Source organism: Mesorhizobium sp. M7A.F.Ca.AU.001.01.1.1 (assembly GCF_004022735.1).
Taxonomy (GTDB): domain Bacteria; phylum Pseudomonadota; class Alphaproteobacteria; order Rhizobiales; family Rhizobiaceae; genus Mesorhizobium; species Mesorhizobium ciceri.
Genome location: NZ_RZPF01000124.1, coordinates 1 through 11,399, shown reverse-complemented (window position 1 = coordinate 11,399; position 11,399 = coordinate 1). Strand labels below are relative to the sequence as shown.

The following is an 11,399-nucleotide window of genomic DNA, read 5'->3' as shown; positions in this document are numbered from 1 at the left end:
GGGCCGGAAACGCTGTCGCGGAGATTGCCGGTCAGTTCGGCGCCGCCGCGCCGGCGCAGGTCGTCAAGCACGGCGTCGAGCGCCAGCACATTGCCGTGGATATCGGCGAGGACGGCGATGCGCATTTCGGGAAGCTCCTGTGTGACGCCGCTTTTCCTTTTCCCCACGTTCGTGGGCGAGGAACCCAAGTCCTTCAGGGTCGGGCGTGCACTTCGATATCGTGGCCGCCAACCGCCGGCAGTGCGGGATCGTCGCCGGCGGCGGCGATGACGCTGTCGAGCAGGCCGGGGAAGCGGGCGTCGAGATCGGCGCGGCGCAGTGTGATCATGCGGTTGGTGCCGACCACCTCGGCGCGGGTGACGCCGGCCTCGCGCAATTTGGCGAGGTGGTAGCTCAGATTGGTCTTCGAGCCGAAATCGAGGAACTGGCTGCAGTTCAGCGGCACGCCCTGCTTGCTGGCGAGATAGCGCACGATGGCAAGCCGCGTCGGGTCGCCGAGCACGCCAAGCACGATCGGCAGGCTGATCTGGTCCGTATTGGGGTGTGGCAAGGTCATGGCTCGAAACTAAGCACAGTCGGGTCCGATTTCAACGCATCCATCATTGTTGGCTCCACGTGGCCTTTCTCCGTCTCGCGCGAACCCCGCCCGGCCTGTGCTGACACAGGGCTGTCAGGAAGGTTCAGCTATTTTTCCCTGGCTTCATTGACATGATGCCCTGTTATGTCCAATTGTTCAATAACTTTTGAACTAAGGACATCCCGCCATGGACAAGCGCCTCTTCTGGCTCGCGCTCGGATCGTTCACGATCTCGACCGAAGGCTTCGTCATCTCCAGCCTTCTGCCCGACATCGCGGCGGATGCCGGCATCTCCATTCCGCTGGCCGGCACGCTGATTACCGCCTTCGCGCTCGCCTATGCGGTCGGCACGCCGATTCTCGCGACGCTGACCGGCGAATGGGACCGGCGCCGCGTCATCCTGTGGACGCTGGTGTTCTTCGTCATCGGCAACATCGCCGCCGCCTTGAGTTCCTCCTTCGAACTGCTGCTGGTCGCGCGCATCGTCATGGCGCTGTCGTCGGGCCTGTTCGCCGCAACCGCGCAGGGCACCGCAGTAGCGCTGGTCGATGATCATCACCGGGCGCGTGCCATCGCCGTCGTTGTCGGCGGCACCACTGTGGCCGTTGCGCTCGGTGCGCCGCTCGGCGCGCTCGTTGCCACCGTCGCCGGCTGGCGCGGCACCTTCTTTGCCATCGCCGGCCTTGGCGCGCTTGCAGGCGCGATCCTGTGGTACCGGCTGCCGCAGGGCATCGTTGGCACCAGGCTGCCCTTGAAGCGCAGGCTGGCGGCAGCGCTGCGTCCCGGCGTGATGCCGATCCTGTTGACGACAGTGCTGGCGCTGATCGGCGCCTTCACCGTCTTTGCCTATGTCGCGCCGCTTGCCATCGAGGGCGGCGGTCTCAGCCAGATCGCGCTGCCCGGCATGCTGCTCGCCTTCGGCGTCGGCGCCGTCATCGGCAACATTGGCGGCGGCCAGGCCGCCGACCGGTTCGGTGCGACCCGCACCGTCGGCTGGTCGCTGGCGCTGAGTGCCGGCATGCTGGTCTTATTGTCGGTCATCCCGACCTTCCTGCCGCACCATATTGCCGGGCCGGCGCTGATGGCGATGATGGTGCCGTGGGGCATCGTCGGCTGGGCGTTCCCGCCGGCGCAGGCGAGCCGCATCATCAAGCTGGCGCCCGATGCCGCCCCGATCGTGCTGTCGCTCAACGCCTCGGCGCTCTATCTCGGCGTGGCGCTGGGTGCCGTGGTCGGTGGTGCCGTGCTGCGCTACGGCGCGCCGGCCGATCTCGGCCTGGTCGCCGCGATCTTCCCGATCGTCGGGCTTGGCGTCGTGGTCGCCGGCCGCTGGGCGGCTCGGCCTGTAGAAATGCCTGCCGAGTAGAGTCTTTGGCAAACGCTGGCCTTAGGGCGTGGCCGGCGGCAGATCAAAATCCAGCGCGGCGATCTCATCCAGAGCCGCGCGCAAATCTTCGGCCTTGTCCTTGCCGACGACATCCTCGAAACGCTGCTGGGCGATTTGCCACAGTTTCATCGCTTCCTCGATCTTGTCCAGGCCCTTTGGCGTCAGTCGTACACGCTTGACGCGGCGGTCCTCCGGGTCGGCGAAGGTCTCGACATAGCCGTCGCGGATCAGCGGTTTCAGCGTATGGCCGAGCGCCGACAGGTCCATGATCAGCGACGTGGCGATGGCGCCCATCGCCGGCTCATCGCCCATATGGATCTGGTAAAGCAGGCCCTGCTGCGTCGCCTTGAGGCCTGACGGCTCCACCACATCATCATAAAACTTGCCGAGCTTGCGCGCCGCGCGGCGCAGCGCGGCGTTGTTGCAGAGCGTGAGGCCGGGCAGGCTGTCCTTTGACATGATGGTCCCTGGCGCCGGCGAATGAGGCCCGGCTGCTCCCCTCAAATAATCCCCGCCCGTCTCATTGACAAGATAGTGGCATATGCCTACTTCACGATTAATGGTATATGCCACTATCTTGCGGCTTTCCGGCAGCGCGGCAGATGCCACGGTGCCGGGGGTCATTCGAAACGAACAAGATCAGTTGAAGAAGGAACAGGACAATGAGTGGACAGGGCAACAAGGGCACGGCGGTCGTCACCGGTGCTTCGTCGGGCATCGGCGCGGTCTATGCCGACCGGCTGGCCGGGCAGGGCTACGATCTGGTGCTGGTGGCGCGGCGCGCCGACCGGCTGGAGGAACTGGCCGGGAAGCTGCGCCAGACCTATAGCCGCAAGGTCGGCGTGATCAGCGCCGATCTTGCAAACGACGATGATGTGCGCCGCGTCGAGCAAGCTGTAACAGCCGACGAGAGCATCACACTGCTGGTCAACAATGCCGGCATCGGCGGCCAGGCCGTCGTGGCCACCGCCGATGTCGACGCGGCCGAGCGCATGATCAAGGTCAACACCATCGCCTTGACGCGTCTAACCCGCGCCGTGCTGCCGGGGCTTTTGGCACGCAACCGCGGCGGCATCGTCAACATCGCCTCGGTGCTCGCCTTCGACACCTCCTTCGGCGGCATCTACAGCGGCACCAAAGCTTATGTGGTCAACTTCACCGAAGCCCTGCACCGTGAGGTTGAGGGCACCAATGTGAAGGTGCAGGTGGTGCTGCCGGGCGCGACCCGGACCGATTTCTGGGAACTTGCCGGCACCGATATCGCCAACGTTCCGAAGGAGATCATCATGACCGCCGACGACATGGTCGATGCCGCACTTGTCGGCTTGGCCAAAGGCGAGGCGGTCACCGTGCCCGCGCTTGCCGATGCGGCCAAGCTCGACACATTCCTCGGCGCCCGGCAAGCCTTCTACGGCAGCCTGCACGCCGACAAGCCGGCGGCGCGTTACGGGGTTTGAAGTTTGAGAGGCTGGTTCGCTTTGCGAACCAGGACCCCCACCCCGCTGCTTCGCAGCGACTTGCCGGGGCGAGCCACGGGTCTCGCCCGTCCTTCGGACCCCCATAAGGGGGAAGGTTGGGGACGCGGCTTGTCCGCCCATGCGACAATGGTCTTGTGGGGTGCGAAAAGCTGGACTCCCCACCTCCCCCTTGTGGGGAGGTCGGACCGAAGGTCAGGGTGGGGGGCTGGCGCGGGTTTTGGCTTGAGCGCTTTACACCGACCGCCACATCGGAATGATCGAGGCGGCCAGTACCAGCGCCAACACGACGTTGAGCGCGCGCCATTGCCATTCGGTCTTGAGCAGCCGCGCCAGCACCATGCCGGCCACGCACCACAGTGACAGCGAGGCGGCGGCCGCGAGGCCGAAAGTGGCGCCGAGCAGCAGCGCGAGCTGCATCGGTCCGCTGGCCAATGCCGCGAACGACGCCGCGGCGCCCAGTCCCATCGCCCATCCCTTCGGGTTCATCCATTGAATGCCGGCGCCGCCGAGAAAGCTGTTCGGCCTGGCCATGCTCACATCCAGATTAGGCGGTCCGCTGCGGCCGATCTTGATCGCCAGCCAGACGAGATAAAGTGAGCCGGTGACCTTCATCGCCAGTTGCAGCGAGGGCACGGCGAGCAGCAGGCCGGCAAGCCCGGCGGCAGCGGCACCCGTGACGGTGGCGAGGCCGGCGGCGCTGCCGACCAGCAAAGGCACGGAACGGCGAAAGCCGAACTGCGCGCCGGACGCGGTCGACAGGGTCGTGGCGATGCCGGGCGTGGTGGTGGCGACGATGGCAAACAGGATGAGCGGGAAAATGGGCTCGAGCATGCGGCGTCCTCGGTGGGAGGGCTGCCATCGTAGCTGCGCACGAACTTCAGTAAATGCAATGTTTGCTATGGTTGACATTAGCAAGCATAATGCCAACCATGATCCGAAATCTCGACATGGCGCTGATCCGCACCTTTATCACCGTCGCCGACAAGGCCAGCATGACAGCGGCGGCCAATGCACTGCACCTGACGCAAGGTGCTGTCAGCCAGCAGGTCAAACGGCTGGAGGAGGCGTTCGGCTCGAGCCTCTTCGAGCGCGACCGGCGCGGCTTGCGGCTGACGCGCGCCGGTGAACAGCTGTTCGGCAGGGGCAAGCGGCTGCTGGCCTTGAATGACGAGATCTGGGCCGAAATGGCTGGGAGCCCGGTGGCCGGCCAGGTGCGGCTCGGCGTGCCCTACGACCTTGTCGGCACCTTGCTGGCGCCGGTGCTGAAGACCTATGCCGAGACCTATCCGCAGGTCGAGATATCGCTGGTCTGCGCCTCGTCGCCAGAATTGACTGCTGCCCTTGCGGCCGGGACCATCGACCTTGCCGTGATCGAGGAATGCGCCGGCCCGTCGGCCGGCGAATGCCTCGTCGTTGACCGGCTGGTCTGGGTCGGTGCCAAGGGCGGCGTTGCCCGCGCCAAGCGGCCGCTGCCGGTCTCGATCGTCGCCGACACCTGCGCTTTCCGGCCGGCTGTGTTGGCGGCGCTCGGTGAGCATGGGCTGGAGTGGCGCACCGTGTTCGAGAACGGCAACATCGACGCGACGACCGCGACGGTGCGCTCCGACCTCGCCGTCACCACCTGGCTGGCCTCCACGGTGCCAGCCGATCTCGACATATTGCGATCGGAGTCCGGCCTGCCGCCGCTGCCGAATTTTGCCATCAACCTGCATCTGCCGAGGCATGGGGTAGGGCCCGCGGCGCAGGAATTCGCACGGCATATACGGGAAGGGCTGGCGCGGCGACCAGTCGCTGCTTGAAGCTTCTCAGAACTTGGGTTCCTCTCCCCCGTCGATCGGGGAGAGGTGTCGAGCGAAGCTCGACCGAGTGGCGGGTCGATCTTTCATCGTGGGGCGAGGAACCCAGGTCCTGCTTACTTCCAGTTCTTCCGCCGCTCGAGCTCGGCTTCCGACGGCTCTCCCGTGACAAACGACCCGACCTTGACCTCGCCCGCGCGTTCGTAGGTCGCCATGATGACGCCGGTGCCGGTTGCCTGCGACTTAATGAGCTTGAAGGCGGCCGGGATCGCGCTGTCGCCGAACAGCCGCTTGCCCTTGCCCAGCAACAGCGGGAAGATCATCAGCCGGATCTCGTCGATCAGCCCGTTGGCGAGCAGCGTTTGGATCAGGTTGCCCGATCCCTGGATGAGCAGGTCGGGTCCATCCTCCTGCTTGAGGCGGCGCAACGCCGCAACGATATCGGGCCCGAGCGATTGCGTGTTCTGCCAGGTGAGGGTGTCGGGCCGATGCGTCGCGACATATTTGGCCGCAGGGTTGAAGGCATCCGCGATCGGATCTTTCTGATATGGCCAGTAGGCGGCGAAGATATCGTAGGTCCTGCGGCCGAGAAGCAGGGCGAAAGGCTTGGAGAACAGTTCATCCATCGCCGCGCCCCCCGCCTCGTCGAAGTAATGGAAGGTCCAGCCGCCGAACTTGAAGCCGCCGACCGGATCCTCTTGCGGGCCGCCGGGCGCCTGCATGACGCCGTCGAGGCTGATGAATGTCGCAGAGATGATCTTTCTCATTCCAATGCTCCCGTTCTTCGGTCCACGCCGTCGTGGCGGACTTCAGCCCAAGGACGGGCGACGAGCCACCGGTCCGACAGGACAGGACGAAATTTTGGAAAATCACCGTTGCTTGCGAGGCTCGGTGTGGAGATTTTCCGACGAGAACCAGACATCGCCTGATATGGCGGTGGCGGTGTCGTCCGGCGCCCTGTCCTGCGCCAGCCAGATCGAGCGGCTGCGCGCGGCCTGCTCGCCGGTGGGGATCATCGCCGCGGGGTCCGCGACCGAGGCGCCGACACAGGGAATGAACCACGACCGCATGAACGGATCGCAGGCGAAGCCTTTTTGCGTGCGTGTCACCATCACCGCCAGCGGGACGCGCTCGGCCGGCCGCCAGGGAAAGATCATGCGGCCGCCTGGCCGCAGCGCCTTCAGCCATCCGGCCGGGGGCGCTGCGACCCCGGCATTGACATAGATGATGTCGGATGGCGGCAGGGGCGTCGTCACGGCATCGCCATGGACCACCGTCGCATTGCCATAGGCTTCGAGATTTTGACGCGCCAGATCGGCCAGCTTCTCGTCGAGTTCGAAAGCGGTGACGATGCCGCCTGGCGAAACCAGCCGGGCCAGCACGGCGGTGTAGTAGCCGGTGCCGGCGCCGATATGGCAAACCGCCTCACCGGGTTTCGGTTCAAGCTTTCCAATCCACATGGCGTGCAGGAATGGCTCGCCATTGTTGATGCCCTTGTCGTCGTCGAGCGCCACCAGCACGTTCTGATAGATATGAGCCGGATCGGCGCTTGGTGTTGTGACCCTGCCGTTGCCGGCGACGACCGTCCACGGTCCGGGACCGAGAAACGCTTCGCGCGGCACGTCGGCGAAAGCCGCTTCCAGACGTGGGTCGGGCGAGCCGGCATTGGCGGCCAGCAGCCGCGCGTAGAATTTCCTGATGTCTTCGATCCGGGTCATGATGCCGGAAAACATAGCGCGGATTGCCGATTTGTCGCGAGGCTGCCCCCTGCGCAGAGGGCAGCTGGTTTCCAGGCGAAGCGGAACTCAGCCGACCCCGAACATGGTGTCGTAGAGCAGCTTGAAGTTGAGCACCAGGATGATCGCGGCGACCACCCAGGCAAGGGCTGCGACGCCGCGCGGAATGGCGAGATTGCCCATCTTCTTCTTGTCGGAGACGAACTGCACCAGCGGGACGACCGCGAAGGGCAGTTGCATCGACAGGATGACCTGGCTGAACACCAGCAACTGGCCGGTGCCCTTTTCGCCATAGAGCGCGGTGACGACCACCACCGGGATAATGGCGAGGCCGCGCGTCAGCAGCCGGCGTGCCCAGTTGGGGATGCGCAGGCGCAGGAAGCCTTCCATAACAATCTGGCCGGCGAGCGTGGCCGTCACCGTCGAGTTCAGGCCGGAAGCCAGCAGCGCCACAGCGAACAGGATCGAGGCGATGCCGAGGCCGAGCAGCGGCGACAGCAGCTCGAAGGCCTGGCCGATCTCTGCGACGTCCTGGTGGCCGGTGTTGTGAAAGGCGACCGCGGACACGATCAGGATCGAGGCGTTGACGAACAAAGCCAGCATCAGGGCGATGGTCGAGTCCGTCGTTGCCCATTTGATGGCGTCGCGCTTGCCCTTGTCGGTGCGTTCATAGGCGCGGGTCTGCACGATCGAGGAGTGCAGATAGAGATTATGCGGCATGACGGTGGCGCCGATGATGCCGATGGCGATGTAGAGCATCGCCGGATTGGTGACGATTTCCGACGACGGCACGAACATGGCATGCAGGATCGAACCGGCCGGCGGGGCGGCGACGAAGATCTGGATGGCGAAGCAGCTGAAGATGATGATCAAAAGCGCGATGACGAAGGCTTCGAGATAGCGAAACCCCTTGTTCATCAGGAGCAGCACGAGGAAGGCATCGAGCGCCGTCAGCATGGCGCCGCCGATCAGCGGAATGCCGAACAGAAGCTGCAATGCGATCGCGGTGCCGATGACTTCGGCCAGGTCGCAGGCGATGATGGCCAGCTCGCAGGCGATCCACAGCACGAAGTTCACCGGCCGGGGATAATAGGCCCGGCAGGCCTGGGCGAGGTCGCGGCCGGTGGCGATGCCGAGCCGTGCCGCCAGCGCCTGCAAAAGGATCGCCATCAGGTTGGACAGCATGATGATGAACAGCAGCGTGTAACCGAACTGGGCGCCGCCGGCGAGGTCGGTCGCCCAGTTGCCGGGGTCCATATAGCCGACCGAGACCATGTAGCCGGGACCCATGAAGGCGAACAGGCGACGGAACCAGACGCCCGAGTTCGGCACGGCGATAGAGGAATTGACTTCGCGCAGGCTGGGCTGCTCGTCCTCGTCGGGCCTGGCGAACCGCCATGAGGAACGGGAGGCTGTGGCTTCGGCTTCGGACATGAAGGAGGGCTTTCCGCGAGACTGGACGATGTTGGCTTAAGCTATGCCATGGCTCAACATTATGCAATATGCTATATTTCATTGTCGTTGCTTTTTATCCGGCTGGCGGTCATCGGGTGAAGCGGCAATCGGAAGCCCCGGTTGCACCTGTGGCGGAATGCAAATAAACGGCCTGAAGAATCAGAGCCCGTGCTATGAAAGCATGGATGGCAAATAGTCCTGGGAGGAGCGCGTATTGGTGCTGAAGAACAGACCAGTTCCGCGCGAGCCGCTGCTCGACGCCGAAATTCATTCGGAGGGCTTCCGGCAGCAGCGCGAAGCGCGCCGCAGTGCGTTGGTCGAGGATTATGTCGAGCTGATCGCCGACCTGATCGAAGACGGCAACGAGGCGCGTCAGGTCGACATCGCCGCACGGCTCGGCGTCGCGCAGCCGACGGTGGCCAAGATGCTGACCAGGCTGTGCGCCGACGGTCTGGTGTCGAGAAAGCCCTATCGTGGCGTGTTCCTGACCGAAGCCGGCCGCAAAGTCGCGGAGGAAAGCCGCATCCGCCACCAGACGGTGGAAGCTTTCTTGCGCTCGCTCGGTGTCAGTGCGGAGACAGCGCGCATCGATGCCGAGGGCATCGAGCACCATGTCAGCGCCGAGACGCTGGAAGCCTTCCGCAAGGCGATGACGGCGCGCTGAGCGCCAGAGTTCCCGCGTCGCCGGAACCGTCGCACGCCAGACACGTTTGCACCAGATCCGTGCGATTGGCGCGCGAAAGGGAGGAAACGATGGGCATCGAACAAACGCCGGCGGCAAAGGGCAAGCAGGCAGCCGAGGGACTGAAACAGGCGGCGGCCAGGGATGAGCGCAAGACCGAAGCCGAAACCGGCCATCCGCTGAAAAAGGGCGCGGCGCGTTTCGAGGAGCGTTCGAAGAGCTCCGACGGCAAGAGCGCCGGCGCCAAGCAGGAAGATTAGCTCTCTGTCGGGCTTACGTGATCGGCTGTAGGCCACGGGGACGATTGCCACGCCGAGCCGCTCGCCACAACGAACTTGGCCGCAAGGCAACCCGTGTGGCCAAAAAGGCCATCGAAAAATGCTGTGACTTGGCGCAACCGTTGAGATAATTGTTTGTCGCCCCGGAGCAACGGGGAGGTTTGCTGCACGAGGAGTTGCCATGCTCTGGAAGGGCCGTCGTCAGAGTGACAATATCGAGGACGACCGCAGCGACAGCGGCGGCGGCGGACTCGGCGGCGGCGGTGGCCAGTTCCGCATTCCGATCGGCGGCCGTACCGGTGGCGGCGGCAGCATCTTCCTCGTCATCCTGGTGGTGCTGGCCGGATGGTATTTCGGCTTCGATCCTTCGACGATCCTGGGCGGTGGCGACGGCGGCCTGCTGCCGGGCGGCGGCGGCCAGATCACCGACAATAGCGGCCAGGACAACGGTGCCACACCGGCCAATGACGAGATGAAGCAGTTCGTGGCGACCGTGCTGGCCGAGACCGAGGACACCTGGACCGGCATCTTCAAGTCGCAGGGATTGACCTACGAGGATCCCAAGCTGGTGCTGTTTTCCGGCCAGGTGCGCTCGGCCTGCGGCTTTGCCTCCGCGGCGGCCGGACCGTTCTATTGTCCCGGCGACCACAAGGTCTATCTGGACATGACCTTCTTCCAGCAACTCGACCAGCAGTTCGGCGCTTCGGGCGAATTTGCCCGCGCCTATGTGATCGCGCATGAAATCGGCCATCATGTGCAGAACCTGACCGGCATCATGTCCAAGTTCAACCAGATGCGGCAGAGCATGGGCGAGGTCGAGGCCAACCAGATGTCGGTGCGAATCGAGCTTCAGGCCGACTGCTTTGCCGGTGTGTGGGCCCACTACACCGGACAGAAAGGCATATTGGAGCAGGGCGACATCGAAAGCGCGCTGAACGCCGCCAAGCAGATCGGCGACGACACGCTGCAGAAGAAGATGCAGGGCTATGTCGTGCCGGAAAGCTTCAACCACGGCACCTCGCAGCAGCGGCAGACCTGGCTGGCGCGTGGTTACAAGAGCGGCAAGCTGTCGGATTGCAACACGCTGAGTGGGCCGATCTGACCAGACCGTTGTCGAGCTTCACCTGCCGGCGATGCTGCCGTCAGGTGGTGTCAGGATGAATAGATTCGGCCTGTTCCTGCATTGTTCCTTTCCGCGAGCTCGCCTATAAGGTGCGTCCGCCTGCGCCTGAGGGCGAGCAGAGGAGCTTGATCCTGCATGATCGACCCCAAAACCGCCAGACGGGGCCTTGCGCTCGTCTTCACCACGCTGCTGCTCGACATTATCGGCTTCGGCATGATCATGCCGGTGCTGCCGGCCTATCTCCGGGAATTGACCGGGGTCAGCATCAGCGGCGCGGCGATCGAAGGCGGCTGGCTGTTCTTCGTCTATGCGGCGATGCAGTTCTTCTTCGCACCGATCATGGGCGGCTTGAGCGACCGGTTCGGGCGGCGGCCGATCCTGCTCGCATCGGTGCTGACCTTCTCCATCGACAATCTGATCTGCGCCGTCGCCTGGTCCTACCCGATGCTGTTCATCGGGCGCGTGCTGGCCGGCATTTCGGGCGCCAGCTATTCGACGACATCGGCCTTCATCGCCGACATCTCGAACGATGACAATCGGGCTAAGAATTTCGGCCTGCTCGGCATCGCATTTGGCGTCGGCTTCGTCATCGGGCCGGTTCTGGGCGGGCTGCTCGGCACGTTCGGGCCGCGCGTGCCGTTCTATTTCGCCGCCGGGCTCGCCTTCGTGAATTTCCTCATCGCTTTGTTTTTCCTGCCGGAAACGCTCGATGACAAGCACCGCCGCCGCTTCGAGTGGAAACGCGCCAACCCGGTCGGCACGCTTCTGCAGATGCGCCAATATCAAGGCATCGGCTGGATCGGGCTTGTCTTCTTCCTGATGACGCTCGGGCATATGATGTATCCGGCGGTCTGGTCGTTCGTCTCCAGCTACCGCTATGGCTGGAG

13 protein-coding genes and 1 pseudogene are annotated in these 11,399 nt (G+C 64.4%); 7 read left to right on the top strand and 7 right to left on the bottom strand.

From position 1 onward, the window contains the following. Together EN884_RS40255 and EN884_RS10440 are read right to left on the bottom strand one after the other, a co-directional pair. Positions 1 to 125, bottom strand: a pseudogene (locus tag EN884_RS40255) (metallophosphoesterase); the annotation flags it as partial. Positions 126 to 193: 68 nt separating this feature from the next. Continuing rightward, positions 194 to 556: a helix-turn-helix transcriptional regulator gene (locus EN884_RS10440; protein ID WP_013530112.1), complete on the bottom strand. Its 363-nt coding sequence runs from the start codon at positions 554 to 556 to the stop codon at positions 194 to 196. Between the two features lie 208 nt (positions 557 to 764). On the opposite strand from EN884_RS10440, the gene EN884_RS10435 reads away from it, so the two are divergent. Then, positions 765 to 1,943, top strand: coding sequence for an MFS transporter (locus EN884_RS10435; RefSeq protein ID WP_027162085.1), 1,179 nt, complete (start codon positions 765 to 767; stop codon positions 1,941 to 1,943). A 21-nt stretch (positions 1,944 to 1,964) separates the two neighbouring features. Here EN884_RS10435 and EN884_RS10430 read toward each other — a convergent pair whose 3' ends face one another. After that, positions 1,965 to 2,423 (bottom strand): MarR family winged helix-turn-helix transcriptional regulator, encoded by a 459-nt coding sequence (locus EN884_RS10430; protein WP_024504123.1) that lies wholly within the window; start codon positions 2,421 to 2,423, stop codon positions 1,965 to 1,967. A 203-nt stretch (positions 2,424 to 2,626) separates the two neighbouring features. Here EN884_RS10430 and EN884_RS10425 point away from each other — a divergent pair, with 203 nt between their 5' ends. Then, the gene (locus tag EN884_RS10425; protein ID WP_013530115.1) at positions 2,627 to 3,421 is read left to right on the top strand and encodes an SDR family oxidoreductase; all 795 of its coding nucleotides are present in this window, start codon (positions 2,627 to 2,629) and stop codon (positions 3,419 to 3,421) included. Positions 3,422 to 3,673: 252 nt separating this feature from the next. Here EN884_RS10425 and EN884_RS10420 read toward each other — a convergent pair whose 3' ends face one another. Next, entirely contained in the window at positions 3,674 to 4,273 is a 600-nt protein-coding gene (locus tag EN884_RS10420; protein WP_063168790.1) for a LysE family translocator, read from the bottom strand. A 98-nt stretch (positions 4,274 to 4,371) separates the two neighbouring features. On the opposite strand from EN884_RS10420, the gene EN884_RS10415 reads away from it, so the two are divergent. Continuing rightward, positions 4,372 to 5,241 carry a LysR substrate-binding domain-containing protein gene (locus EN884_RS10415; protein ID WP_082826693.1) on the top strand — a complete coding sequence of 290 codons (870 nt, stop codon included), beginning with the start codon at positions 4,372 to 4,374 and terminating at the stop codon, positions 5,239 to 5,241. A 113-nt stretch (positions 5,242 to 5,354) separates the two neighbouring features. Here EN884_RS10415 and EN884_RS10410 read toward each other — a convergent pair whose 3' ends face one another. The 3 genes from EN884_RS10410 to EN884_RS10400 form a co-directional block, all read right to left on the bottom strand. Then, positions 5,355 to 6,005, bottom strand: coding sequence for a dihydrofolate reductase family protein (locus tag EN884_RS10410; protein WP_063168788.1), 651 nt, complete (start codon positions 6,003 to 6,005; stop codon positions 5,355 to 5,357). Between the two features lie 102 nt (positions 6,006 to 6,107). Further along, positions 6,108 to 6,956 (bottom strand): protein-L-isoaspartate O-methyltransferase, encoded by an 849-nt coding sequence (locus tag EN884_RS10405; protein ID WP_063170313.1) that lies wholly within the window; start codon positions 6,954 to 6,956, stop codon positions 6,108 to 6,110. Between the two features lie 87 nt (positions 6,957 to 7,043). After that, positions 7,044 to 8,408: an Nramp family divalent metal transporter gene (locus EN884_RS10400; protein ID WP_013530120.1), complete on the bottom strand. Its 1,365-nt coding sequence runs from the start codon at positions 8,406 to 8,408 to the stop codon at positions 7,044 to 7,046. Between the two features lie 235 nt (positions 8,409 to 8,643). On the opposite strand from EN884_RS10400, the gene mntR reads away from it, so the two are divergent. The 4 genes from mntR to EN884_RS10380 all read left to right on the top strand — a co-directional run. Beyond that, on the top strand, positions 8,644 to 9,093 hold the full coding sequence (gene mntR / locus EN884_RS10395; RefSeq protein ID WP_024504117.1) for a manganese-binding transcriptional regulator MntR: 450 nt from the start codon (positions 8,644 to 8,646) through the stop codon (positions 9,091 to 9,093). A gap of 89 nt (positions 9,094 to 9,182) precedes the next feature. After that, positions 9,183 to 9,371 (top strand): hypothetical protein, encoded by a 189-nt coding sequence (locus EN884_RS10390; protein ID WP_013530122.1) that lies wholly within the window; start codon positions 9,183 to 9,185, stop codon positions 9,369 to 9,371. Positions 9,372 to 9,570: 199 nt separating this feature from the next. Then, positions 9,571 to 10,491 carry a neutral zinc metallopeptidase gene (locus tag EN884_RS10385; RefSeq protein WP_013530123.1) on the top strand — a complete coding sequence of 307 codons (921 nt, stop codon included), beginning with the start codon at positions 9,571 to 9,573 and terminating at the stop codon, positions 10,489 to 10,491. Positions 10,492 to 10,647: 156 nt separating this feature from the next. Beyond that, a partial coding sequence (locus EN884_RS10380; protein WP_164770799.1) for an MFS transporter occupies positions 10,648 to 11,399 on the top strand: 752 nt, incomplete at its 3' end.

What these genes read in the sequence shown, in the direction of transcription:
- EN884_RS10440 (WP_013530112.1), bottom strand. Translation starts at nt 556, where the DNA reads ATGACCTTGCCACACCCCAATACGGACCAGATCAGCCTGCCGATCGTG.
- EN884_RS10435 (WP_027162085.1), top strand. Translation starts at nt 765, where the DNA reads ATGGACAAGCGCCTCTTCTGGCTCGCGCTCGGATCGTTCACGATCTCG.
- EN884_RS10430 (WP_024504123.1), bottom strand. Translation starts at nt 2,423, where the DNA reads ATGTCAAAGGACAGCCTGCCCGGCCTCACGCTCTGCAACAACGCCGCG.
- EN884_RS10425 (WP_013530115.1), top strand. Translation starts at nt 2,627, where the DNA reads ATGAGTGGACAGGGCAACAAGGGCACGGCGGTCGTCACCGGTGCTTCG.
- EN884_RS10420 (WP_063168790.1), bottom strand. Translation starts at nt 4,273, where the DNA reads ATGCTCGAGCCCATTTTCCCGCTCATCCTGTTTGCCATCGTCGCCACC.
- EN884_RS10415 (WP_082826693.1), top strand. Translation starts at nt 4,372, where the DNA reads ATGATCCGAAATCTCGACATGGCGCTGATCCGCACCTTTATCACCGTC.
- EN884_RS10410 (WP_063168788.1), bottom strand. Translation starts at nt 6,005, where the DNA reads ATGAGAAAGATCATCTCTGCGACATTCATCAGCCTCGACGGCGTCATG.
- EN884_RS10405 (WP_063170313.1), bottom strand. Translation starts at nt 6,956, where the DNA reads ATGACCCGGATCGAAGACATCAGGAAATTCTACGCGCGGCTGCTGGCC.
- EN884_RS10400 (WP_013530120.1), bottom strand. Translation starts at nt 8,408, where the DNA reads ATGTCCGAAGCCGAAGCCACAGCCTCCCGTTCCTCATGGCGGTTCGCC.
- EN884_RS10390 (WP_013530122.1), top strand. Translation starts at nt 9,183, where the DNA reads ATGGGCATCGAACAAACGCCGGCGGCAAAGGGCAAGCAGGCAGCCGAG.
- EN884_RS10385 (WP_013530123.1), top strand. Translation starts at nt 9,571, where the DNA reads ATGCTCTGGAAGGGCCGTCGTCAGAGTGACAATATCGAGGACGACCGC.